Here is a 22501-nt window from a genome sequence, read left to right on the forward strand (position 1 = left end):
CCTCGCCGACGCTTCGCGACTTGACCTAATTGAGGGGAAAAGACCTTGAACGGAAACCCGATCTTCGACTCCAAGAACCAGGCCCAGGCCTGGGGCACCAAGCAGTCCCAGAATCCTGTGGGCTTCCAGAACGCTCCGCAGATGAGCGCTAGCCAGCTGGAGGATATGTACCGCCAGCCATCGGCCACCGGTGCCGATACCGGCCGGATGACCATCGGCGATGTCATTAACAAGACCATCCTGACCCTGGCCCTGGTGGCTGTGGGTGCTGGCATCGGCTGGATGTTCCCGGCCCTGATGCTTGTTGGCGCGATCGTCGGGCTGGTGCTCGGCCTGGTCAACGCCTTCAAGAAGATGCCCTCCCCGCCGCTGATCCTGGCCTACGCGCTGGCAGAGGGTCTGTTCTTGGGTGGTCTCTCGCAGGCCCTGAACTCGCTCTACCCGGGCGTGGCCGTGCAGGCGCTGGTCGCCTCCATTGCCGTGGCCGCCACCACCCTGGCGCTGTACCGTTCGGGCAAGTACCGGATGACCCCGAAGCTGAACAAGATGTTCTTCGTCGCGATGATCGGCATGCTGGTCTTCTCGCTGCTGAACTTCGTGCTGATGCTCACCGGCGCGGTTGATGGAATGTTCGGCCTGCGCAGCGCCGGCGGCGGCATGCTGGGCCTAGCCATTGGCGTGCTGGCGGTGCTGCTGGCGACCTACGCCCTGGTCTCCGACTTCACCATGATCGAGGACCTGTCCAACCGCGGCGCCCCGGCCATCATGGCCTGGCGCGGTGCGTTCGGGCTGACCATGACCCTCATCTGGATGTACGTGGAGATCCTGCGCATTCTGTCTATTCTGCGCGAACAGTAATAATCATATTGAGCGCTCAAACCGGAAGCGGTATCAAATTTGGATACTGCTTCCGGTTTTTTGTCACAATCGGTTCATAGACCACGGAAGCCGTGAAACGAAAGGGTAGCTTAGAGCCATGAAGAGCAGGATGTTTTCGTGGGCGCGCCGTTTGAGGGTGGCTCCACCGTCCGCTCCTACCTCCGCCATTGAGGAATTGGCGCCGGGACCGGCGGCCTTCCGTGATAGTGAGGACCTGCCCTACGGCATGCGCATCGCCGCGTCCTGGGCGTGGCGGTTCCTGGTCGTGGTGCTCGCCGTCGGCGTGGTCATCTGGCTGCTGTCGAAGATTTCGCTGCTGCTGATCCCGTTGATGGTCGCCGCGCTCCTCACTGGCCTGCTCGGGCCGGTGGTTGAGTTCATGCACGGCCGTCTGGCCGTGCCGCGGGGGCTGGCGGTGGGCATCACCGTGATCGGCTTCCTGGCGGTGATCACCGCCGGGCTGACGATGGTCGGCCAGCGGCTGAGCACCGGGTTCAGCGCCCTGTGGAACCAGGCCGTCATCGGCATCTACCAGGTGCAGGACTGGCTGTTCAACGGGCCGCTGCAGCTGAGCAACGACGACCTGGCCAATGTGGTCAACGACGCGCTGCTGCAGCTGCGCTCGAACGCCTCAAACATCCTGAGCGAGGCGCTGAGCTGGGGATCGGTGCTGGGCCAGATCCTGACCGGGATCCTGCTGGCGATCTTCGCGCTGATCTTCCTGCTGTTGGACGGGCGCAAGATCGGCACGTTCATGATCAACCTGCTGCCGCGCCGGGCCCGCCCGGCCATGGACGGGGCGGCGACCCGCGGGTGGAACTCGATGATCCGCTACGTGCGGGTCCAGGTGCTGGTGGCGTTCATTGACGCGGTCGGCATCGGCTTCGGGGCCTTCTTCCTGGGCGTTCCGCTGGCCCTGCCGCTGGGCGTGCTGGTGTTCCTGGGCTCGTTCATCCCGATTCTCGGCGCGCTGTTCACCGGCGCCGTCGCGGTGCTGCTGGCCCTGGTGGCCAACGGCTGGGTGAACGCGCTGATCATGCTGGCCGTGGTGCTGGCGGTGCAGCAGGCCGAGTCCAACATTCTGCAGCCGCTGATCATGGGCAAGGCCGTGAGCCTGCACCCGCTGGCCGTGGTGATGGCCGTGGCCGGAGGCACCATGGTGGCGCAGATCCCCGGGGCGCTGTTCGCGGTGCCGCTGATGGCGGTGCTGAACTCGATGGTCAAGTACATCGCCCACCGGTCGTGGGAACACGACCCGTTCGTGACCGAACACTACGGGCCGCAGCAACCCGCGCCCCGGCCGACGGAACCCGAACGTGAACCCACCGCAGGCATCGGCTCTTCAGACACCGCAACCCCCGTCCCGGCCGTGCAGCCGCCGCCCGGGGAACGGAATGAACCCGAACCGAACGAGGACCAACCGTGAGTACAGTGCAACAGCTACCCGTCACCCTGGAGGACATCGAGGCCGCCCGCAAGGTGCTGGCCCCGATCATTTCGCTGACCCCGGTGGAACACTCCCGGATGCTTTCCCGCCAGGTCGGCTCGGAGGTCTACCTCAAGTGCGAGAACATGCAGCGCGCCGGCTCCTTCAAGGTGCGTGGGGCGTATGTGCGCATGAGCAAGCTCAGCGACGCCGAGAAGGCGCGCGGCGTGGTGGCGGCCTCGGCCGGCAACCACGCCCAGGGGGTGGCCCAGGCCGCCAGCCACCTGGGCATCAAGGCGCGAATCTACATGCCGGTGGGGGTGGCGCTGCCCAAGCTGACCGCCACCCGCGACCACGGGGCCGATGTGGTGCTGCACGGCACCACCGTCGATGAGGCGCTGGCCGAGGCGCAGCGCTACGCCGATGAGACCGGGGCGGTATTAGTGCACCCCTTCGACCACCCCGACATCATCGCCGGGCAGGGGACCATTGGGCTGGAGCTGCTGGAGCAGCTGCCGGAGGTGGACACCGTGCTGATGGGCGTGGGCGGCGGCGGGCTGCTGGCCGGGGTGGCGGTGGCGCTGAAGGAAAAGGCGCGCCAGCTGGGCCGGCAGATCAAGGTGATCGGGGTGCAGGCGGAGAATGCGGCCGCCTACCCTCCCTCGCTGGCCGCCGACGCGCTGGTGCCGCTGGACACGGTGCACACCATCGCCGACGGCATCGCGGTGGGCCGCCCCGGGCAGCTGCCCTTCCAGATCGTCAAGGCGCTGGTCGATGACGTGGTCACCGTCTCCGAGGATGCGCTGGCCCAGGCGCTGGTGGTGCTGCTGGAGCGCAACAAGCTGGTGGTGGAGCCGGCCGGCGCGGTCGGGGTGGCGGCGCTGATGGAAAACCTGCTGGCCAAGCACGGCATTGAATCAAAGAACTGCGCGGTGATCCTCTCCGGGGGAAACATCGACCCGCTGCTGATGCTCAAGGTGATCCAGCGCGGCCTGGCCGCCGGTGGCCGCTACCTGACCATCCGGATGATGCTGCCCGACCGCCCCGGCGCGCTGGCCAGCATCTCGCGGATCATCGCTGAATCCGATGCGAACGTCACCCGGCTGGACCACACCCGCATCGGCGGGGCGCTGTCCATGGGGGACGTGGCGATCACCATCGACATGGAAACCCGCGGCCACGAGCACTCGGAGATGGTGCTGAACAACCTGCGCGCCGAGGGCTTCGAACCGGTGATAACCAGTTCGGCCGGCGGCTCGGTGGCCTAGCTGTAGTCTCCAGTGAGGTTGGGTACGCGGCTGGCTGGTGGTCGACCTTTGAGCGAGGTGTGGCCTCTGTGGTGATTGTAGCCGTGCAGCCATCCATGGAACGCTTCAACCCGCTCGGTTTCCGAGGCGTAGGGCCTGGCGTAGGCCCATTCTTCGAGCATCGTGCGGTTGAACCGTTCGACTTTGCCGTTGGTCTGCGGACGGTACGGCCGGATCCGCTGGTGTTTGATGGCCTGGCCCAACGCTTCGGCAAACATCTTTGAGCGGTAACAGGAGCCGTTATCGGTCATCACGCGTTTGACCGTGACCCCTACCGAGTCAAAGTATGCGTTGGCCCGCCTCCAGAACCCGGCCGCGGTTTCCTGCTTCTCATCAGTGAGGATCTCAGTGTAGGCCAGCCGAGAATGGTCATCGACCGCGTTGTGCAGGTACGCGTAACCAGGACGCCGGTTGGAGGGGGTGCCAGCCTTGTTCTTCTTCCCTGCCGGCCGGCCAAGGACCTTATGGCCACCGCCGTCAGGAATCCGCCCAAGTTTCTTGATGTCCACGTGGATCAGGTCCCCCGGGTTGGCGTGTTCGTAACGGCGTACTGTGCGTCCCGTGGCCCGGTCCTGCCAGGTGAGCTTCGATAGCCCGTAGCGCGAGAGCACACGATGAACTGTCGAGGGATGCAGGCCCAGTTTGTAACCGATGCGGTCCGGCCCCCACCGGTAATTCACTCGTAGGGAGATGATCCGACGTTCACGCCGTAGCGGGGTGCGTGCCGGACTGGTGTGCGGGCGGCTGGAGCGATCCTGCATGCCAGCTTCGCCCTCGAGCCGGTAGCGTTCGGCCCATCGTCTGGCCGTGCTGACCGCGACTTGGAACCGCTCAGCGGCCCGACGGTAGCTCCAACCATCGGTAACGATGCACTTAGCTAGTTCCAAACGTCCTTTGGGCGCAAGGAAGGCGTTAGAGTGGGACATGAAGACCTCCGGGTGAGAAGTGAACTCTTAGACAAGCTCCACCTCACCCGGAGGTCTTCTTTATGTCACCTAGCCACGCCGTGTGTACCTAACGTCCGTGGAGATTACACCTAGCCACGCCCGGACGCCGGAGCTTGCCACAGCGGCAAGCCGACTCAAAGACCGCACCCCCGGGCCCGCGCCGAAGCGCAGGCACCGGGGGTGCGGCTTGTTTTCGCGGGGCGGGGCCGGGACCGTGGTCCTGGGCCTCGCTGCCCTTGCGTGGCTAGAAGGGCTTGGCGGAGACAATCTCCACGGCGATGTCACGGCCGTTGGGGGCCAGGTAGCTCAGTTTGTCGCCGACCTTGGCACCATGGATGGCCTGCCCGATGGGGGACTGCTCCGAGTAAACTTCCAGTTCGCTGTCGCCAGCGACCTCGCGGCTGCCGAACAGGAAGGTGGTCTCGTCGCCGGCGATCTTGGCGACCACCAGCATGCCCGGCTCAACCACCCCGTCATCGGCGGGAGGCTCCCCGACATGGGCGCGACGCAGCAGGTCGGTCAGGTACACGATGCGGGCCTCGGCCTTGCCCTGCTCCTCGCGGGCGGCGTGGTATCCGCCATTTTCCTTCAAATCGCCCTCGGACCGGGCCTGCTCGATGCGGGCGACGATCTCAGCACGCCCCGGGCCGGAGAGGTAATCCAGTTCCTCTTTCAGGCGGTCGTAGGCTTCCTGAGTCAGCCACACGACAGGTTCGCTACTGTTGGTGCTCACGTTGTACTCCCTCATGATCAGTGAAAGACTTCGCCCTGCCGGCGCTCCACCCGGTAGGGGAGAACACCGACGGCGTCCACCGCATGCACGGAAGGACGCCGGGCGAAGTCTATGTTGTTACGTTTCTGCCGGCTCGACGCCAGGGGCGCCACAAGCAAAAGACCCCGCAGACGCAATGGAGCGAACCAGCGTGGTCCACTCCCTGGGCCGTTGCGGGGCGAATCGTACTTTCATCGATGATAGTCGCGATCGGGCAATAAACCCAATAGATCGACTGCCGTGCAAGAAACTTTCAGGAAATGTTACCGCCCCTAAAACCCCCTGGAACCGGGGCCGGGCGGCGCTAGAAGTCCTTGGGCACCTTGTAGCAGTCCTCGATGCCGGCGGTGGTGGCCAGGTTGTCCGTACGCAGCGGGACGTCGAGCTTCAGCTGCACGTGGCGCGGGTTCTCCTCGGCCTCCAGGACCACCGTCTTGAACCCGACCACCGCGTAGCTGTCGTTCATCGCCCGCACTTCGCACTGCACCCGGTTCTTCGAGTCGTAGGAGACCTCCACGGTGGCCACGGCCTGGGTGGGTGAGATGATCTCAAAGCCCACGTCCTGGGAGGAGATCGGGGTGAAGTTGTTGATCCCGGCGTATGCCGCACCCACCACGCCCACGCCCAGGGCCCCGGCAATCAGCCAATTGCGGGTCTTGGGCGACAGTCGTTTCTTGGGTGTGTGGTAACGACCCATTAAGCTGGGATCAGACATGCAGCGCCTCTTGGTACTCTCTCAACAATCCGAATGGGACCAGTCTCCAGTCTACTGGCCAACGCGCGGAAGGAATATTCCGCGGCCGGTGAGAGTTGTCATGACGGGGTGCCGCGCCGGGCTTTGCCCCGGCCCGAGGCACCAGAGAACGCAAAAGGAAAGAGCTTAGTGGAGAGTCACGACGTGAAGAAGATGGCCCCGTCCCAGGGACTGCGGCTGCTGGCAGTCCATGCCCACCCCGATGACGAGTCCTCCAAGGGCGCGGCCACCATGGCCGCCTATGTCGACGCCGGCGCCGAGGTGATGGTGGTGACCTGCACCGGCGGTGAACGCGGAGACATCCTCAATGCCGCCGCCGGGGAGCTGGCCCACGCCCACCGCGACCTGCCCGGGGTGCGCCGCGGGGAGATGGCCGAGGCCGCCGCCGTGCTGGGCATCGAACACCGCTGGCTGGGCTACGTGGATTCGGGGCTGCCCGAGGGCGACCCGGTGCCCGAACTGCCCTTCGGCGCGTTCGCGCTGCAGCCGGTGGAGGTTGCCGCGGCCGGGCTGATCAAGCTGATCCGCGAATTCCGTCCCCACGTGATCACCACCTACGACGAAAACGGCGGCTACCCGCATCCGGATCACATCCACTCCCACCGGGTGGCGCTGTTTGCCTTTGAGCACGCCAACAACCCGGACATGTACCCGGAACTGGGGCAGCCGTGGGAGGTGCGCAAGCTGTACTACGACCGCGCCTTTGCCCCCGAGCGCTTCCGCACCCTGCACTACGCCATGCTCGACGCCGGCTACGACTCGCCCTACACCGAACGGGTGCAGCGCTGGGAGGAGGACCAGCAGGACCAGATGTTCAGCTGGGTCTCCCCGCACACCACGACGACCCAGGTGTACTGCGCGGACTACTTCACGAAGCGTGACCAGGCGCTTTTGGCCCACCGCACGCAGATCGACCCTGAGGGCTTCTTCTTCGCCGTGCCCGAGTACCTCTATGCCGAACACTGGCCGTGGGAGGACTACACGCTGATCACCTCCAAGGTACCCACCGAGTTGCCTGAGTCCGACCTGTTCGCCGGGCTCAGATAGCGACCCGCCACGCTAAGATAGTAGTAGGGCACTAACGCTGTAGAAATGAGTTGTACTAACCCGTGAACCATCTGACCTTGCTGTTGGCCAGCGCACCGGCCAACGAGTCGACCTCCAGTTACAACGCGGTCAGCCAGACCGGGCCGGGCTTCCTTGGCTTCGTGTTCACCGCGCTGATGGTGATCGCCGCGATCTTCCTGATCCGCGACATGATCCGCCGGGTGCGCCGCGTGCGCTACACCTCCGAAGCCGAATCCCGCCAGCAGCGCCTGGTGGCCCGCGGGGAATCGCAGCCGCTGCAGAAGCCCGCCGGGAAGATCGACCCGAAAACCCGGGAAAAGTGATCTGACCCCAACCAGCGATCCGGTCACCGGGCGGCGGGCTTCGGCCCGCCCCCGGTGATCGTGCATTTAACGCCACCGGCGACCCGGGACGGTGGCGCCGGAACATTCCAGGGGTCGCAGAACGGGGCGGGGAGGAACAACATGAAACAGGTGCTGCTGTGGCTGCTGGCCGCGGCGGCGGTGGCCCTGGGCATCGCCGCGTTCATCTACGGCGGCTTTGACGATTCACCGGGGCTGCAGGGACTCGGTGCCCTGCTGGTACTCGGCACGCTGATCTGGCTGGCGCGCCGCCGACGCCGTTCCCGTGCGGGCGTCGGGCCCGGAGGCGACGGGCCCTGAGCCGACGGCCCCGGAGACGACGGTGGGTGCGGCGGGCTGGGTGAACCCTGGTGGCTGGCGCCCAACCCCCTGCGGCCGGCCCGCCGGCGGTAGCATGCCGGTATGGCCAATCGACTAGAGAACGCATCCAGCCGCTACCTCAGGCAGCACGCCCACCAGCTGGTGGACTGGTGGTCCTACTCGGCCGAGCCCTTCGCCGAAGCCCGGCGCCGGGACCGCCCGGTGATGCTCTCCATCGGGTACGCCGCCTGCCACTGGTGCCACGTCATGTCCCGCGAGTCGTTCGACGACCCGCAGGTTGCCGCCTACCTGAACGAACATTTCGTCTCAATCAAGGTCGACCGGGAACAGCATCCGCTGGTCGATGACACCTACATGCTCGCCACCCAGGCCCTGACCGGGGCCGGCGGCTGGCCAATGACCGTGTTCACGCTGCCCGACGGGCGCACCTTCCACGCCGGCACCTACTTCCCGCCCCGGCAGCGCGGCCGGGTGCCCTCCTTCATGCAGGTGCTCACCGCCGTCACCGAGGCCTACACCCAGCGCCGTGAGGGGGTCGAGCAGCAGGCCGCGGCGCTGGCCGAGCACCTGGTGGAACTCAGCCGCGGACAACACCAGATGATGAAGTTCTCCGCCGATCCCGCCACGGTCCAGGACGGGAACCAGGCCGAGGGGCAAGCCCTGGATGTTGCGGTGCACCAGTGGATCGAGACCACCCGCAGCGAGGGCGGGTTCACCCCCGCCCCCAAATTCCCGCCCACCCAGTCACTGGTGGTGCTCTGGCAGCAGGTGCTCACCCACCCCGAGCCGGTCCCGCTGTTCGACGCGGCCGCCACCACCACCGAGGCGATCGTGCTCGGCGGTTTGCAGGACCACGTGGGGGGAGGCTTCGCCCGCTACTGCGTGGATGAGCATTGGGCGGTGCCGCACTTTGAGAAGATGCTCTACGACAACGCCCAGCTGCTGCGGCTGCTGGGACTGTGCCAGCTGGCCTGCACCCAGCTGGCGGCCACCGGCACGGACCCCGCCCGGACCCAGCGCGCGACAGCGCTGGCCGAGGCCTGCACCCGCGCCGCCGCCGGCACCGCCACCTGGCTGCGGGATTCGATGCTCACCGGGCAGAGCGGGGACCGGCACCGGGCCCTGGCCGCCTCCCGGGACGCGGACTCGCTGCGCGACGGGCAGCACGTCGAGGGCGGGGCCTACACGCTGACCCGCGAGGAGTTCGACCAGGCAGCCGCCGGCCTGGACAGTCCGCTGCCCGAAGACCTGATCCGGCTGGCCGAGGTCGCCGAGGACCCGGGCCACTACTGCCTGTCCCTGCTGCGCATGCCCCGCGGGAGCGAGCGCGAAACCTGGCAGCGGCTGCTGCAGGCGGTGCGCGAGCTGGTGGCTGAGCGCCCGGCCCCCGCCCGGGACAGCAAGGTGGTGGCCGGGTGGAACGGGCTGGCCATCGAGGCGCTGTGCCAGGCCGCGATCGTGTTTGAGAACCCGGGGCACCGGCAGCTGGCCGAACAGGTGGCCCACACGGTGTGGGAGATCCACGTTGCCGCCGCCACCGGCACCCTGGCCCGGGTGAGCTTTGAAAACCAGGCCGAGCAGGGCAACGAGGGAACCCTGGAGGATTACGCGGGGATGGCCCTGGGCTTCGCGGCCCTGGCGCTCGCCGAGCCCTCCGGCCCCTGGGCCCTGCGCCGTGACCGGCTGCTGGAACAGGCGCTGGGCTTCATCGACGAACAAGGCCTGGCCCGGGACACCCGCGAACTGGACCCGGCGCTGGCCGCCCAGCGCGGGCAGCAGCCGGCGGCCACCGCCTTGGATGACGCGGTGCCCGCCGCCTCCTCCCTGCTGGCCCGGGCGCTGCTGCTGCGCGCCCAGCACACCATGGCCGTGCCGGACCAGGACGGCGCCGGGCCTGACAACGAAGAGCGGGTGGACCGGGACATGCAGGCCGCCCAGGCCCTGGTGGGGCACAGCCCTGTGGTGGCCGCGCGCTTCCCCTCCGCGGTGGCCGGCGCGCTGGAGGTGCAGGGGCTGCTGCACTCGCCCATCCAGTACCTGCGCATTTCCGGCGGCGAACCCCGCCAGCTTGGCGCCCTGCGCAGGCTGGCCACGGTGCTCGGCCTGCCGGTCGGGGCCGGCGACGAGCAGCAGCCGGCCGGGCCGGGCAACGCCCTGCGCATCTACCCGTGCCGGCACACCACCTGCCAGGCGCCGGTGGCCGACGCGGCCGCCCTGCTCCAGACGCTGCGCCGGGGGTAGAGGGAGAACAGGGACGGCGCGGTGGCGATGTGTGGCGGCGCGGATGCACGCCCCGGGGCGGTAAGGCGGTAAATTTAGACACAGTGCCGCACGGCACGGCGCGCATGCCGCCAGGTTTCACGCCATATGGACAAGAGGACACGTCAGGAGGAGCAGGTGGGCCTACCGTCCCTTGCCTATCGACTCTACGAGCGCCGGCTAGCCAGGTCGCTGCCGGGGGACAAGCTGCCGCACCACATCGGTGTGATGGTCGATGGGAACCGCCGGTGGGCGAAGCTGGCCGGAAGCACCACCGCCGCCGGCCACCAGGCCGGGGCGGAGAAGATCCTGGAGTTCCTGGAATGGTGTGAGGACCTGGGCATCAAGGTCGTGACCCTGTACATGCTCTCCACCGACAACCTGAACCGGGAACCGGCCGAACTGCGTGACCTGCTGGACATCATCGGCAACCTGCTCGACGAGTTGGGACACACCAACCGGGTGCAGGTGCAGCAGGTGGGGGCCCGGGACCTGCTGCCGGCGGACCTGGCCCAGAAGCTGACCGACCTGGAGGCTGCCACCGCCAACCGCAATGGCGTGCACGTGAACGTGGCCATCGGCTACGGGGGCCGGCGCGAAATCATCGACGCGGTCAAATCGCTGCTGAACGACGCGGCCAGCCGCGGCCAGTCCCTGAAGGACGTCGCGGACAACCTGGACGTGGACTCGCTGGGCGCCTACCTGTACACCAAGGGCCAGCCGGACCCGGACCTGGTGATCCGCACCAGCGGGGAACAGCGCCTGTCCGGGTTCCTGACCTGGCAGAGCGCCTACTCGGAGTTCTACTTCTGCGAGGCCCTGTGGCCGGACTTCCGGCGGGTCGACTTCCTGCGGGCGCTGCGGGACTTCGCCGACCGGCAGCGCCGCTTCGGGGCCTGACTCGGCCCATCTCCTTTTTTCGACCGGCCCCCACCGCCGCGAAGACCGCTCCGGCGGGCCGGGGTGGTGGCAAACCCGCGGCTGACAGCGCCATCTGCGTGAGCTTCGGGCCCAGAACCTGATCGATACCCAAAAGAAACCTGGTGTTGGCTTTTTCGACTCCCCGCCGGGGATAGGCTGGGCACACAGGCCCAGCCAGGACGGCCGGGCCGAACGAAAGGTTCGACACTGGATGGTTGCCCGCGCGTTTGACGGGGCCGCCTGCCGGCGGCCCAGCGGAATTCCGGTGCGGGCTTTTCCCACTGATGCGTGGGGAGAGCCCCCACGCTGAATTCGAGAACGGGTGGATCGTCATGGCCCAACAGACCGAACTAACCCCCAGGACCTATGTGCTGGACACCTCGGTGCTGCTCTCTGACCCGCATGCCATCTTCAACTTTGCCGAGCATCCGGTGGTGATCCCGCTGACCGTGGTCACCGAACTGGAGCATAAGCGCAAGGACCTGGAGCTGGGATACTTCGCCCGACAGGCGCTGCGGAACCTCGACGATCTGATTCAGGAGCACGGTGGACTGGGCACGGCGGTGCCGGTGGGGGAATCCGGCGGGAGCCTGCGCATCGAACTGAACAACATCGCCCAGGAAGTGCTGCCGGTGGGGATGCGCAGCACCGACAACGACAGCCGGATCCTGGCGGTGGCCAAGAACATCCTGGATGCCGGGCTTGAGGTGGCGCTGGTGACCAAGGACCTGCCGATGCGCATCAAGGCCTCGGCGATCGGCATCCACGCGGAGGTGTACCGCAGTGAACTGACCCGCTCCTCGGGCTGGAGCGGGATCCAGGAGCTGGAGCTGGACGCGCAGGCGATGGCCGAACTCTATGAATCCGAGCGGCTCGACGCCCCACCCGAGGTGGCCGACGCGCCGGTGAACACCGGGTTGGTGATCACCTCGGTGCGAGGTTCGGCGCTGGGACGCAAGGTGCACGACGGATCGATCCGGCTGGTGCGCGGGGACCGGGAGGCGTTCGGGCTGCACGGGCGCAGCGCCGAACAGCGCATCGCCCTGGACCTGCTGCTCGATGAGTCGGTGGGCATCGTCTCGCTGGGCGGGCGGGCCGGCACCGGCAAGTCGGCGCTGGCCCTGTGCGCGGGCATGGAGGCGGTGCTGGAGCGGCGCGAACACCGCAAGATCACCGTGTTCCGCCCGCTGTACGCCGTTGGCGGTCAGGAGCTGGGTTACCTGCCCGGCTCGGAAGGGGAGAAGATGAACCCCTGGGCGCAGGCCGTGTTCGACACGCTCAGCTCGGTGGTCTCCAAGAACGTGATCGATGAGGTCGTGGAACGCGGAATGCTGGAGGTGCTGCCGCTGACCCACATCCGCGGCCGCTCGCTGCATGACACGTTCGTGATCGTGGACGAGGCGCAGTCCCTGGAACGCAATGTGCTGCTCACGGTGCTTTCGCGCATCGGGCAGCATTCCAAGGTGGTGCTCACCCACGACGTGGCCCAACGCGACAACCTGCATGTGGGCCGGCACGACGGGGTGGCGGCCGTGGTGGAGCAGCTCAAGGGCCACGACCTGTTTGGGCACGTGACCCTCACCCGCTCGGAACGCTCGGCAATCGCGGCACTGGTCACCGAGATGCTCGACGCGAAGGTGCGCTAACGCCGCTTCGGCCCGGTCCCGCCGGGATCCTGCGCCGTTCGCGGGCGCAGGGTCCAGGGCCTGGGGGCGCGCACATCGACCAGGGTTGGGGTGGGGGCGGTGAACAGCGAGTCGATGTAGTACTCGTTGTGCGCCAGCACCCGCACCCGCAGGGTGGGCGCCGGCTCACCGTCCAGCACCTCGCGGCGCAGCAGGATCCCGGTCTGCCGGTCCAACTCCACCAGGGTGCGCGTTCCGGCGGGAACCAGCGGATGGCCGGGCACCGCGGGCCGGTAGTTGTGCCCGGCGCTGAGTACCGCCGCCAGGACGGGGCGGCCCTGGGCATCGGTTGATTCACGCAGCTCGTGGATGAAGGTCGGGTGGTTGAACGCCAGCTCCAGGCTCGCCGGTTCCTCCCCGGCCAACTCATAGGGGTCCAGTACCGCCTGCAGGAACGGCAGCGGCAACAGATCCCCAAATCCCTGGATGGCCGGGCGCCGGTACACCAGGTGGTCATCCCCGAACACCGGGGTGACCAGGGACGCTGGCAACTGCCAGGAGGCCGCGGTGGCGGCCACATAGTCCAGCCCCCGGTCCTGGGTGAAGCGTTCGCGCTGGAAGACCAACTGGTCCCGGTCGTTGGAGATTGCCACCGCCTCCCGGGAACGCAGTAGCACCGTAAGTTCACCTTCCAGCCCCAGCTCTTCGCGGGTGTAGGCCGGCGGGAGGTCGACGCTCAAGCGCAGGCTGCTGGAGAGCCAGGGGGCCGAGCGCGCCAGGGCGCGCAGGTGCCGGCGGGCCGCGGAATCCGGCAGCCGGCCACCGGGAAAGTACTGATCGCGCGCTGGGGAGCTCATACACCCAGTCTAGGAGCCCCGCGCCACGGGACAAGGGCGCCGGTGGACGGGGCGGGGATTCGCACCGGGAGGGCTGGTCCCGTGCTCGGCCGGATTGTGCACAGCCCCCGGCCGGCTGCCCCGCGAATGCCGAATGCGGCCTATGCTCTGTACATGGTGGGTCTGCTGCTGGGTGAAGCGTCCCGGGCCGGGTTCGTCCCGGCCGGGGTGTCGCTGGCCGCGCTGTGGACCGACGGGCCGTGGCTGTGGATGGCCGGCGTCGCCTATGTGCTGTGCTTCCTGTATTTCGGTACTCGCTTGAGCCTGAGCGACATTGCGGTGCACCGGCTGCCGAACCGGCTGGTGGCGCGGTGGGCCGGGGCCAGCGCCGCGCTGCTGCTGCTGATCAGCGTTTTGCGTGGGAACGTTGTCGACCTGCTGTGGGCGGGACTGGGTTTGCTGCTGTTGGGCGGGGGCTACCTGCTGGTTGCGGTGCTCGGACGCGGGGCCATGGGAATGGGGGATGTGAAGCTGGCCGGCGTGCTGGGACTGAACCTGGGCTACTTTTCGCTCGGCTCCTTGCTGCTGGCTACCCTGTTCGCCTTTGTCACCGCCAGCCTGGTGGTGCTTGGCGGGATGCTGCTGCGCAAACTGAGCATGAAGTCCCATGTGCCCTTCGGCCCGTTCATGATCCTGGGTGCGGCGATCGCCCTGGGTATGACACCATGAACGGATGGCTACCCCCGAATTCATCACGGCACTGCGCCACCATGTCGGCACCGCACCGCTCTGGCTGTCAGGGGTGAAAGTGGTGGTGCTCGATCAGCGTGGTGTGCTGCTGGTGCGCCGCTCGGACAACGGGCTGTGGACGCTGCCAGCCGGAATCATCGAGCCGGGGGAGGAGCCGGCAGTGACCGCGGTGCGCGAGGTGCAGGAGGAAACCGGGGTGCGCTGTGCGGTGACGCACCTGATCGGGGTGGGGGTAACCGCACCCACCCAGTACCCGAATGGGGACCAGGCCCAGTACGTGGACATCGTCTTCCGGGCCGAGGCCCTGGATGAGCTCCAGCCCCGGCCGTTGGACGGGGAGAACCTGGAAACCGCGTACTTCGCGCTGGACGCCTACCCCCAGCTGCCGCCGCTGCACGAGCGGGCGCTGCGCTGGGCCCTGGCGCCCCGGGTGGGTGGCTACTTCGGCTAAGCCCTCCTTACCGGGCCGGAACGTGAAACGGCGGCGGGCCGTCGGTGACGACCCGCCGCCGGGAGACGAAGCGGCGAAGGCTAGTGCTTGCCGGTCATCGTGGAGACATCCAGCAGCTCATCGAGCTGCTTCTCAGAAATCTCCCCGCGCTGCACAAAGCCCAGGGCGATGGTGGCCTCGCGGACGGTCAGCTTTTCGGCCACGGCCTTCTTGGCGATCTTCGCCGCGTTCTCGTAGCCAATCAGCTTGTTCAGCGGGGTCACGATCGAGGGGGACGCCTCGGCCAGGAAACGGGCGCGCTCCTCGTTCGCGGTAATCCCGTCGATCATCTTCTCGGCCATCACCTGGCTGACGTTGGTCAGCAGGCGGATGGATTCAAGCAGGTTCGCAGCCATCACCGGGATGCCCACGTTCAGCTCGAACATGCCGTTGGCGCCGGACCACGCGATGGTGGTGTCATTGCCGATGACTTGGGCGGCGGCCTGGATGGCGGCCTCGGAAATTACCGGGTTGACCTTGCCGGGCATGATCGAGGAACCGGGCTGCAGGTCCGGGATCGCGATTTCGCCCAGCCCGGTGTTCGGGCCCGAACCCATCCAGCGCAGGTCGTTGTTGATCTTCATGTAGGAAATCGCGATCGAACGCAGCACCGCGGAGGCCTCGACCAAGCCGTCGCGGTTGGCCTGGGCCTCGAAATGGTTGCGGGCCTCGGTGATCGGCAGCCCGGTGTCCTCGCTCAGGAACTTCAGCACGTGCTGCGGGAAGCCCTCCGGGGTGTTGATGCCGGTGCCGACGGCGGTGCCGCCCAGCGGGACCTCGGCCACGCGCGGAAGGGCGGCCTGGATCCGTTCGATGCCGTAGCGCACCTGGGCGGCGTAACCGCCGAATTCCTGGCCCAGGGTGACCGGGGTGGCGTCCATCAGGTGGGTGCGTCCGGACTTGACGATGTCCTTGAACTCCTCGGCCTTGGCCTCCAGCGAGGCGGCGAGCACCTCCAGCGCCGGGATCAGCTTGCCGGTCAGCGCCGCGGTCGCGGCCACGTGCACCGAGGTGGGGAACACGTCATTGGAGGACTGTGACGCGTTTACATGGTCGTTGGGGTGCACGGTGGTGGAGGAGCCGGCCTCGGCCAGGTGGCGGCTGGCCAGCTCGGCGATGACCTCGTTGGTGTTCATGTTCGAGCTGGTGCCTGAACCGGTCTGGAACACGTCAATGGGGAAGTGCCCGTCATACTCGCCGCTGGCCACGGCGTCGGCGGCGGCGATGATCGCCTCGGCACGTTCCCCGTCGATGACACCCAATTCGAGGTTGGCGCGCGCGGCCGCCTTCTTTACCTGCGCCAGGGCCTTGATGTGCTCGGACTCCAGGCGCTTGCCGGAGATCGGGAAGTTTTCCACGGCACGCTGGGTCTGGGCGCGGTACAGCGCGTCCTTCGGGACCCGGACTTCGCCCATGGTGTCGTGTTCAATGCGGAAATCATCACTACTGGTCATGGCTTAACGCTACGTGCGAGGTGCATTAGGAAACAACTGTGTAGTCTAAAAATCACCCATGGTGGTGACGCGGGTCACTGTGTGGCGTGGGGTGCTTCCGCGGAACCGGGTTCGACTAGGAGATGCCGAAGCCGGAGACGATCTGCGCCTTGCCTTCGGCCAGCCGGTAGGTCACGCCCACCACCGCGGTGCGTCCGCTGTGGACCGCGTCCCCGATGATGCGCGAGCGCTCCACGAGTCGTTCGGAGGTTTGCTGGACATGCTCGACGACGGTGGAGTTCACATCAAACAGGTTGTGGCTTTCGGCGGCGAACACCGAGGGGGTGATGTGCTCGACCAGATCACGGATGAACCCCTGGGGCATGTTGCCGGTCTGGCGGGATTCCATGGCACTGGTCACCGCTCCGCAGTTGTCGTGGCCCAGGATCACTATCAGCGGGATGTTCAGCAGCTGCACCGCGTACTCCAGGGAGCCAAGGCTCGCGGTGTCGATGACGTGCCCGGCGGTGCGCACCACGAACATGTCACCGAGCCCGACATCGAAGATGATCTCCGCGGCCAGCCGGGAATCGGAGCAGCCGAAGATCACCGCAAACGGTTCCTGGGAGTGGATCAGCGACTGGCGCCGGGCCCCGTCCTGGTTCGGGTGGCGGGTCTGCCCGTTGACAAAGCGGAAGTTGCCTTCGCGCAGCAGGTGCCAGGCCTGGCGCGGGCTCAGGCGCGGTGCAAGGTGGTGTTCGAGCATGGGTGTGGTCCTTGGTGGCGTACCGGGCGGAGTCGGTGGGTGGAGTGCGGCCGGCGGGCCTGGGCTGGCGGTGCTACTTGACCTGCTGGGTGGCTACCTGGGCCAGGTTGAACAGCTGTTCGGGGGAGGTGTCGCTGGAGAGGATGAGCGTGGAGTCGCTGCGCTGGGAGATCAGGTAGCTCTGATCGTCCTTGGTCCGCTGCTCCCATTCGGCCCCACCAATGTTCAGCTTGTCGGTGGGCGTCGCGTTGTCCGTGATGGTCGCCAGCCAGCTGGCGTTGAACTGCTCATTGGAGATCTGGCGGACCCACACGAAGTCCTTCTCCTGCATCACCAGGCCAAATTCCCAGTACGAAACCTCCTGCACCTGGGAGGTCTTCCAGCGGGCAAAGTTCGCGTACTCGCCCTCACCCAGCTGCGGTGTCCATGGCTCGAAGCTCGCCTCGGGGGCCGCCTGTTCGGCGACCTGCTGCAGGTTCACTGCCCGGTCGGCCTCATCGGCCTTCTGCAGCGGGTTCAGCAGCAGGATTGGGATGACCGCCGCCACCGTGAACAGCAGTGAGAGCACCATCCCCTTGAACGTCTGGTTCGCCCGCTTGGCCTGGCTCTGGGTGAGCTGCGGCTTGTAGGGCAAATCCTCGAACGTCGCCTCGGGGTCGTTCAGGTCACGGCGCGCCGCCGGGGCGTCCGTGGGAGTGGTTTCAGGCTGCTGGTCATTGCTTGGCTGCACCCCACCATTCTCCCCGAAGCCGGCGCACAAATCGAACCAAGGTGGCCGAGGACACGCCCACCGCCCCGGCGGGGGAGGCCCCAATCCGCCCGCACGGTTCTCCCGGCGGACGGGTGTGTCAGGTGATGTCGTGTGATTCAGCCTAAAGACGGCCAAGCGATATGATGGGGATGTTTGCATAGGCGCAATACCTTACGACCGAAGCGATGGGAATTTTCGTGACCGAAAAGAACAACTTTGCCCAACTCTCTCCACGACTGTCGGTATCCGAGGCCGAACCGGACCGTAACCTGGCGCTGGAATTGGTGCGTGCCACCGAGGCCGCGGCCATCGCCTCCTCCCCGTGGGTGGGCTTCGGTGACAAGAATGCCGCCGACGGCGCGGCCGTGGACGCCATGCGCGGCCTGCTGTCCACCGTGAACTTCAACGGCGTGGTCGTCATCGGCGAGGGCGAGAAGGACGAAGCCCCGATGCTGTTCAACGGCGAGAAGCTGGGCACCGGCACCGGCGCGGAATGCGACGTCGCGGTGGACCCGATCGACGGCACCCGGCTGACCGCCCTGGGCCTGAACAACGCCCTGTCCGTGCTGGCGGTGGCCGACCGCGGTTCCATGTTTGACCCGTCGGCCGTGTTCTACATGGAGAAGCTGGTCACCGGGCCCGAAGCGGCCGAGCTGGTGGACCTGCGTCTGCCGGTGAAGCAGAACCTGCACCTGATGGCCAAGGCCAAGGGCAAGAAGATGAGCCAGATTACCGTAACCGTGCTGGACCGTCCCCGCCACGAGAAGCTGATCAACGAGATCCGTGAGGCCGGCGCCCGCGTGAAGCTGATCATGGACGGCGACGTGGCCGGCGCGATTGCCGCCACCCGTGAGGGGACCGGCGTGGATGCGCTGATGGGCATCGGCGGAACTCCGGAGGGCATCGTCACCGCGTGCGCGATCAAGGCGCTGGGCGGGGTCATCCAGGGTCGGCTGTGGCCCACCGATGAGGCCGAACGCAACAAGGCCCTGGAGGCCGGCCACGACCTGGATCGCGTGCTGACCACCAACGACCTGGTCACCTCCGACAACTGCTACTTTGCCGCTACCGGCATTACCGACGGTGACCTGCTGCGCGGGGTGCGGTACAAGCACAACCGCATCCACACCCAGTCGATCGTGATGCGTTCGAAGTCCGGCACCATCCGCTTCGTCGAGGGCGAGCACGCCCAGGACAAGTGGGAAGCCTACACCCGCTAGGCTTTCCCGCCACCATCAAAGGCTTCGGCCGTTGCCCCCGGATGTTTCCGGAAGGCAACGGCCGAAGCCTTTTGCATTATGCGGGGAATGGCCCCTAGCCCTGAGGGCGGGGCCGCCCTCAGGTTTAGTCTCCTGGGGTCTGGGCGCTGGCCAGGAACAGGGTCGCGTCCGTCCCATCCAGCACCTGGGCCAGCACGGGGGAGCCGGCCGGCAGGAACACCGAGTCCCCGCGGTGCAGCTGAAGCTGCCGGCCGTCGCGCTGCAGAGTGAAGCTGCCGCCGGTGCACAGCGCGATCCCGGCCCCGTGGCAGGCCAGCTGCTGAGCCCGGCCCTCGGCAGACAGCTGCAGCACCTGCAGCTGGAATTCGTCGAAGTCCGGGGTGTACAGGGTGTTGCCCGGCCCGAGGGTCGCGCCGGACAGCGCGGTGGCCTGACCCGGCTGGGTGTGGGTGATGGCCAGCAGCTCGGGGACGTCGATGTGCTTGCTGGTCAGCCCGCCGCGCAGCACATTGTCCGAGTTGGCCATCACCTCGATGCCCACCCCGCGCAAATAGGCGTGCAGGTAGCCAGCCTGCATGCAGATGACCTCACCGGCCTTGAGGTCGACCACGTTCATCAGCAGGGTGACCAGCACCCCGGGATCCGCCGGGTAGTAGCCGGCCGCCCAGGCCAGTTCATCCAGCTGCCGGTCTTGGCGCAGCTGCGGGTGAGCGGTGATGGCGGTGACCATCTCATCGACCAGTTTCCCGATACGCTGATCCCCGCCCAGGACCAGGGCCAGCGCCTGGCCCAGCGGGTCCTCCTCCCGGTCCAGCACGTCGACCAGCTCCCGGCTGATGGCTGCGGCCGGCTCGGAGAGGCATGGCTGCAGGCGCTGCAGGTCGGCAATGATCTGGGCCGGGGCCCGGAAGCCGCTGAGCGCCACGAAGTCGCCCAGCGCGTAGAGCATCTCAGGTTTGTGGTTTGCGTCCTTGTAGTTGCGGTGGGCGGCATCCCGCCCGATCCCGGCCTGCTCTTCACGCTCGAATCCCGCCGCGGCCTGCTCCAGGGACGGGTGCACCTGAATGGACAGCGGCTGGTCGGCGGCGAGCACCTTCATCAGGAACGGCAGCTGGCCATAGCGATCGCTGACCGCCTGGCCCAGCAGCTGCGGGGTGTCGGCCAGCAGCTCATCAAGCCCCTGGCCGGTCTCGCGCAGCCGGCTGGGGTTGCCCGGGTGGGCGCCCAACCAGAGCTCGGCCTGCGGGGTCGCGTCGGTCTGCAGACCCAGCAGCGAGGAAATAGCGTCCGGCGAACCCCAATGGTAAGTGCGGATGCTGTTGTGCAGGTGAAACATGTACGTCAGCTGACCTTTCATCACGGAGAAACAAACATGTTCGGGGTTCGGTTTGGGGTGGAGGGAAATTTCTTAGGGAACCCGGCACTCGTCGTTGTTCGCCGCGATCTGGCTGATGCGCGTGGTGTAGCCGTAGCGTTCGAGCTGCACCAGGTACTCCTCGGTGATCGGGTCCCCGTTGGGCTGGGTGAATTCCTGGTCGCCGGTGGTGGACAGGGCCCGGTCGTCGCTCGGGCTGGCCGATGCGGAGGACTCGGTGGGGGTCGTGGAGGACTTCTCCTCCTTCTTGTCGTCCTTCTTCTCGTCCTTCTTCGGGTCCTTGGAGGCTTCCTTCGGCTTCTCCGGCTCGCCCTGCTTGGCGATCATCTCGTCGATGCGCTGGTGGATCTTGTCGAAGTCCGGGTAGGTGGAGAAGGTGCGCTCAAAGTCAGGGGCCCCCAAGGTCAGCCGGTCAAAGGGGGTCTTGCGGGCCTTTTCGGCCAGCGAGATGAACGATCCGAGCTGGCTGGCGGGGATGTCGGTCTCCACCAGCTCCTCGCCGGCGTCCATGATCGTGGTGAAGCGTGAGAGCACGTTCTGCGGGGTGATCTGGGCGATGATCGCCTGCTGCAGGCACTGCTGGCGCTTGATGCGGTGGTAGTCATCGGTGAAGTCGCGCGAGCGGGCGAACCACAGGGCCTGCTTGCCGTTGAAGTGCTTCTCGCCGGGGGAGAACCAGTGGGTGTTGATGTTGGTGCCTTCCCACTTCTTCCCGTTGTAGGGCACCCAGCCCCCGGAAATCACCTTCACGCCGCCCACCGCGTCAACGAAGGACTCGAAGCCGGCCATGTCGACCATGACGTAGCCCTGCACCTGCAGGCCGGTGGTGCCTTCCATGGCATCCATGACCGCCTGGGCGCCCACGTTCTTCACCGAGGCGGGGAAGGCGTCGGCGTGATGGTCCACCGCGTCGCGGTAGATGGCGTTGAACAGGCACTCGTTGCCGCAGTCATAGCCCTTCGGCCAGGCCTTCTTCATCGGCGAGTCCGCCGCGAACTGAGCCTTTTGGAAGTTGCGGGGGATGGAGATCATCAGCGACTTGCCGGTCTTGGCGTCCACCGAGAGCAGCGCCATCGAGTCGGTGCGCACCCCGTCACGGTTATCGCCCGAGTCCGCGCCGAGGATGGCGATGTTGTAGCGCCCGTCGACCGGGTCGAAGGCCGGGCCCTCGTCGAAGACCTTGGTGATGGTCTCACGCCCGGTGTTCAGCAGCGAGGCGCCGTAGATGAAGATGCCGCTGGTGCCGGCGACCGCCAGCACCAGGAACAGCGCCACGATCCCGCGCATGCCCGGGGCCAGCAGCTTCGGGCGGATGATTACCAGCGTGTTGATGAACATGATCAGCCAGCCCACGGCGAGCACCGAGAGCACGATGATCAGGAACAGCTGGAAGTTCGGATGCCCGGCCCAGTTCAGCAGGATCGAGTAGTCGATGAAGTAGATCGCCACGAGGGCGAGGATTGCCAGCCAGCACAGCATGGTCAGGCTCACCACGAAGCGGCCCAGGCGGCGGTTGCCGGCGATCAGCTGGGCGCTTCCGGGGAACACGATGGTCAGCAGGACCAGGATCAGGGCGCGCTTGGAGCGCGCCGGCGAGGACAGTGTTTCCGGTTGGCGCAGCAGGCCGGGTGCACGATGGCTGGCAGAACCCATATAGCTAGAGACTTTCCTTGATCAGGACGCGAAATTTTCGTCGGCGACTTCAGCACGCAGGGCGGCACCCTTGGCGTGCGCTGAATCGCGCAGGGAGTCCGCGAATTCAAGCAATTTATTTTGTAACGTGCGGGCGTGTTCGTCGGTTCCCGCTGCGAGCATGCGCACGGCCAGCAGCCCGGCGTTGCGGGCCCCACCGATGGAGACGGTGGCCACCGGCACGCCGGCGGGCATCTGCACGATGGACAGCAGCGAGTCCATCCCGTCCAGTTTGGCCAGCGGGACCGGCACGCCGATCACCGGCAGCGGGGTCACCGAGGCGAGCATGCCCGGCAGGTGGGCGGCGCCGCCGGCGCCGGCGATGACGATGCGCAGGCCGCGTTCGTGGGCCTTCTTTCCGTACTCGATCATCTCGGTGGGCATGCGGTGCGCGGAGACCACGTCGGCTTCGAAGGGGATGCCGAACTCGGTCAGGGCCTGGGCGGCCAGGCGCATGACCGGCCAGTCGGAGTCCGAACCCATCACGAGGCCGACCACGGGGGCAGAGGTTGTCATTCGTTGCTTCCTTGAACTTGTCTTGGGGTGG

General features: G+C 66.9%; 22 protein-coding genes. 12 read left to right on the plus strand and 10 right to left on the minus strand.

What is annotated here, in order from left to right; translation table 11 throughout:
- Positions 1–45: 45 nt before the first annotated feature.
- From AC6I21_RS03175 to ilvA, 3 genes are all read left to right on the plus strand, one after another.
- The gene (locus AC6I21_RS03175; protein ID WP_138173592.1) at positions 46–858 is read left to right on the plus strand and encodes a Bax inhibitor-1/YccA family protein; all 813 of its coding nucleotides are present in this window, start codon (positions 46–48) and stop codon (positions 856–858) included.
- A gap of 118 nt (positions 859–976) precedes the next feature.
- Positions 977–2305: an AI-2E family transporter gene (locus AC6I21_RS03180; RefSeq protein ID WP_497763098.1), complete on the plus strand. Its 1329-nt coding sequence runs from the start codon at positions 977–979 to the stop codon at positions 2303–2305.
- The gene (ilvA, locus tag AC6I21_RS03185; RefSeq protein ID WP_360028488.1) at positions 2302–3573 is read left to right on the plus strand and encodes a threonine ammonia-lyase; all 1272 of its coding nucleotides are present in this window, start codon (positions 2302–2304) and stop codon (positions 3571–3573) included. The genes AC6I21_RS03180 and ilvA overlap by 4 nt, the downstream gene beginning before the upstream one ends.
- Here the strand turns inward: ilvA and AC6I21_RS03190 are convergent.
- The 3 genes from AC6I21_RS03190 to AC6I21_RS03200 all read right to left on the minus strand — a co-directional run bounded on the left by AC6I21_RS03190 (position 3570) and on the right by AC6I21_RS03200 (position 6046).
- Positions 3570–4538, minus strand: a complete 969-nt coding sequence (locus AC6I21_RS03190) for an IS481 family transposase (RefSeq protein WP_497763099.1) — start codon at positions 4536–4538, stop codon at positions 3570–3572. The two genes, ilvA and AC6I21_RS03190, sit on opposite strands and share 4 nt — an antisense overlap.
- A gap of 265 nt (positions 4539–4803) precedes the next feature.
- Complete coding sequence (greA, locus tag AC6I21_RS03195; RefSeq protein ID WP_396277975.1) at positions 4804–5307, minus strand: transcription elongation factor GreA; 504 nt, start codon at positions 5305–5307, stop codon at positions 4804–4806.
- A 328-nt stretch (positions 5308–5635) separates the two neighbouring features.
- Positions 5636–6046, minus strand: coding sequence for a DUF4307 domain-containing protein (locus AC6I21_RS03200; RefSeq protein ID WP_138173598.1), 411 nt, complete (start codon positions 6044–6046; stop codon positions 5636–5638).
- Between the two features lie 192 nt (positions 6047–6238).
- On the opposite strand from AC6I21_RS03200, the gene mca reads away from it, so the two are divergent.
- The 6 genes from mca (at position 6239) to phoH2 (ending at position 12662) form a co-directional block, all read left to right on the plus strand.
- Positions 6239–7132: a mycothiol conjugate amidase Mca gene (gene mca, locus AC6I21_RS03205; RefSeq protein WP_138173658.1), complete on the plus strand. Its 894-nt coding sequence runs from the start codon at positions 6239–6241 to the stop codon at positions 7130–7132.
- 62 nt (positions 7133–7194) lie between these two features.
- Positions 7195–7476, plus strand: coding sequence for a hypothetical protein (locus AC6I21_RS03210; protein WP_138173600.1), 282 nt, complete (start codon positions 7195–7197; stop codon positions 7474–7476).
- A 141-nt stretch (positions 7477–7617) separates the two neighbouring features.
- Complete coding sequence (locus AC6I21_RS03215; RefSeq protein ID WP_138925724.1) at positions 7618–7815, plus strand: LPXTG cell wall anchor domain-containing protein; 198 nt, start codon at positions 7618–7620, stop codon at positions 7813–7815.
- Between the two features lie 102 nt (positions 7816–7917).
- Entirely contained in the window at positions 7918–10077 is a 2160-nt protein-coding gene (locus tag AC6I21_RS03220) for a thioredoxin domain-containing protein (protein ID WP_497763100.1), read from the plus strand.
- 126 nt (positions 10078–10203) lie between these two features.
- A complete protein-coding gene (locus tag AC6I21_RS03225; RefSeq protein WP_138173604.1) occupies positions 10204–10995 on the plus strand; it encodes an isoprenyl transferase in 792 nt (263 codons plus the stop codon).
- A gap of 353 nt (positions 10996–11348) precedes the next feature.
- A complete protein-coding gene (gene phoH2 / locus AC6I21_RS03230) occupies positions 11349–12662 on the plus strand; it encodes an RNA 5'-3' helicase PhoH2 (protein WP_249354215.1) in 1314 nt (437 codons plus the stop codon).
- Here phoH2 and AC6I21_RS03235 read toward each other — a convergent pair.
- Positions 12659–13498 (minus strand): hypothetical protein, encoded by an 840-nt coding sequence (locus AC6I21_RS03235; RefSeq protein ID WP_138173608.1) that lies wholly within the window; start codon positions 13496–13498, stop codon positions 12659–12661. The genes phoH2 and AC6I21_RS03235 overlap by 4 nt on opposite strands.
- Positions 13499–13651: 153 nt before the next feature.
- Here AC6I21_RS03235 and AC6I21_RS03240 point away from each other — a divergent pair, with 153 nt between their 5' ends.
- Both AC6I21_RS03240 and AC6I21_RS03245 read left to right on the plus strand, forming a co-directional pair.
- The gene (locus AC6I21_RS03240; RefSeq protein ID WP_171021096.1) at positions 13652–14206 is read left to right on the plus strand and encodes a prepilin peptidase; all 555 of its coding nucleotides are present in this window, start codon (positions 13652–13654) and stop codon (positions 14204–14206) included.
- A gap of 4 nt (positions 14207–14210) precedes the next feature.
- Positions 14211–14678, plus strand: coding sequence for an NUDIX hydrolase (locus tag AC6I21_RS03245; RefSeq protein ID WP_054821268.1), 468 nt, complete (start codon positions 14211–14213; stop codon positions 14676–14678).
- 80 nt (positions 14679–14758) lie between these two features.
- Here AC6I21_RS03245 and AC6I21_RS03250 read toward each other — a convergent pair whose 3' ends face one another.
- The 3 genes from AC6I21_RS03250 to AC6I21_RS03260 all read right to left on the minus strand — a co-directional run bounded on the left by AC6I21_RS03250 (position 14759) and on the right by AC6I21_RS03260 (position 17646).
- Positions 14759–16171 carry a class II fumarate hydratase gene (locus tag AC6I21_RS03250; RefSeq protein WP_138173612.1) on the minus strand — a complete coding sequence of 471 codons (1413 nt, stop codon included), beginning with the start codon at positions 16169–16171 and terminating at the stop codon, positions 14759–14761.
- 115 nt (positions 16172–16286) lie between these two features.
- A complete protein-coding gene (locus AC6I21_RS03255; protein ID WP_138173614.1) occupies positions 16287–16916 on the minus strand; it encodes a carbonic anhydrase in 630 nt (209 codons plus the stop codon).
- A gap of 73 nt (positions 16917–16989) precedes the next feature.
- Positions 16990–17646, minus strand: coding sequence for a DUF4245 domain-containing protein (locus AC6I21_RS03260; protein ID WP_054821267.1), 657 nt, complete (start codon positions 17644–17646; stop codon positions 16990–16992).
- Between the two features lie 206 nt (positions 17647–17852).
- Between AC6I21_RS03260 and glpX the strand changes: the two genes are divergently transcribed.
- On the plus strand, positions 17853–18887 hold the full coding sequence (gene glpX, locus AC6I21_RS03265) for a class II fructose-bisphosphatase (RefSeq protein ID WP_138173619.1): 1035 nt from the start codon (positions 17853–17855) through the stop codon (positions 18885–18887).
- Between the two features lie 124 nt (positions 18888–19011).
- Here the strand turns inward: glpX and manA are convergent, their stop codons facing one another.
- The 3 genes from manA to purE form a co-directional block, all read right to left on the minus strand.
- The gene (gene manA, locus AC6I21_RS03270) at positions 19012–20223 is read right to left on the minus strand and encodes a mannose-6-phosphate isomerase, class I (protein ID WP_497763101.1); all 1212 of its coding nucleotides are present in this window, start codon (positions 20221–20223) and stop codon (positions 19012–19014) included.
- A 72-nt stretch (positions 20224–20295) separates the two neighbouring features.
- Complete coding sequence (locus tag AC6I21_RS03275) at positions 20296–21915, minus strand: LCP family protein (RefSeq protein ID WP_138925733.1); 1620 nt, start codon at positions 21913–21915, stop codon at positions 20296–20298.
- Between the two features lie 21 nt (positions 21916–21936).
- Complete coding sequence (purE, locus tag AC6I21_RS03280) at positions 21937–22470, minus strand: 5-(carboxyamino)imidazole ribonucleotide mutase (protein WP_497763102.1); 534 nt, start codon at positions 22468–22470, stop codon at positions 21937–21939.
- Between the last annotated feature and the right edge of the window lie 31 nt (positions 22471–22501).

The sequence above is a fragment of the Glutamicibacter sp. St.4D3 genome (genome assembly GCF_059728615.1).

Excerpts from the sequence above, each read along its gene's own strand:
- AC6I21_RS03180 (WP_497763098.1), top strand. The coding sequence starts at position 977 with ATGAAGAGCAGGATGTTTTCGTGGGCGCGCCGTTTGAGGGTGGCTCCA.
- AC6I21_RS03190 (WP_497763099.1), bottom strand. The coding sequence starts at position 4,538 with ATGTCCCACTCTAACGCCTTCCTTGCGCCCAAAGGACGTTTGGAACTA.
- greA (WP_396277975.1), bottom strand. The coding sequence starts at position 5,307 with ATGAGGGAGTACAACGTGAGCACCAACAGTAGCGAACCTGTCGTGTGG.
- AC6I21_RS03200 (WP_138173598.1), bottom strand. The coding sequence starts at position 6,046 with ATGTCTGATCCCAGCTTAATGGGTCGTTACCACACACCCAAGAAACGA.
- mca (WP_138173658.1), top strand. The coding sequence starts at position 6,239 with ATGGCCCCGTCCCAGGGACTGCGGCTGCTGGCAGTCCATGCCCACCCC.
- AC6I21_RS03215 (WP_138925724.1), top strand. The coding sequence starts at position 7,618 with ATGAAACAGGTGCTGCTGTGGCTGCTGGCCGCGGCGGCGGTGGCCCTG.
- AC6I21_RS03220 (WP_497763100.1), top strand. The coding sequence starts at position 7,918 with ATGGCCAATCGACTAGAGAACGCATCCAGCCGCTACCTCAGGCAGCAC.
- AC6I21_RS03225 (WP_138173604.1), top strand. The coding sequence starts at position 10,204 with ATGGACAAGAGGACACGTCAGGAGGAGCAGGTGGGCCTACCGTCCCTT.
- phoH2 (WP_249354215.1), top strand. The coding sequence starts at position 11,349 with ATGGCCCAACAGACCGAACTAACCCCCAGGACCTATGTGCTGGACACC.
- AC6I21_RS03235 (WP_138173608.1), bottom strand. The coding sequence starts at position 13,498 with ATGAGCTCCCCAGCGCGCGATCAGTACTTTCCCGGTGGCCGGCTGCCG.
- AC6I21_RS03240 (WP_171021096.1), top strand. The coding sequence starts at position 13,652 with ATGGTGGGTCTGCTGCTGGGTGAAGCGTCCCGGGCCGGGTTCGTCCCG.
- AC6I21_RS03245 (WP_054821268.1), top strand. The coding sequence starts at position 14,211 with ATGGCTACCCCCGAATTCATCACGGCACTGCGCCACCATGTCGGCACC.
- AC6I21_RS03250 (WP_138173612.1), bottom strand. The coding sequence starts at position 16,171 with ATGACCAGTAGTGATGATTTCCGCATTGAACACGACACCATGGGCGAA.
- AC6I21_RS03255 (WP_138173614.1), bottom strand. The coding sequence starts at position 16,916 with ATGCTCGAACACCACCTTGCACCGCGCCTGAGCCCGCGCCAGGCCTGG.
- glpX (WP_138173619.1), top strand. The coding sequence starts at position 17,853 with ATGGGAATTTTCGTGACCGAAAAGAACAACTTTGCCCAACTCTCTCCA.
- manA (WP_497763101.1), bottom strand. The coding sequence starts at position 20,223 with ATGTTTCACCTGCACAACAGCATCCGCACTTACCATTGGGGTTCGCCG.
- AC6I21_RS03275 (WP_138925733.1), bottom strand. The coding sequence starts at position 21,915 with ATGGGTTCTGCCAGCCATCGTGCACCCGGCCTGCTGCGCCAACCGGAA.
- purE (WP_497763102.1), bottom strand. The coding sequence starts at position 22,470 with ATGACAACCTCTGCCCCCGTGGTCGGCCTCGTGATGGGTTCGGACTCC.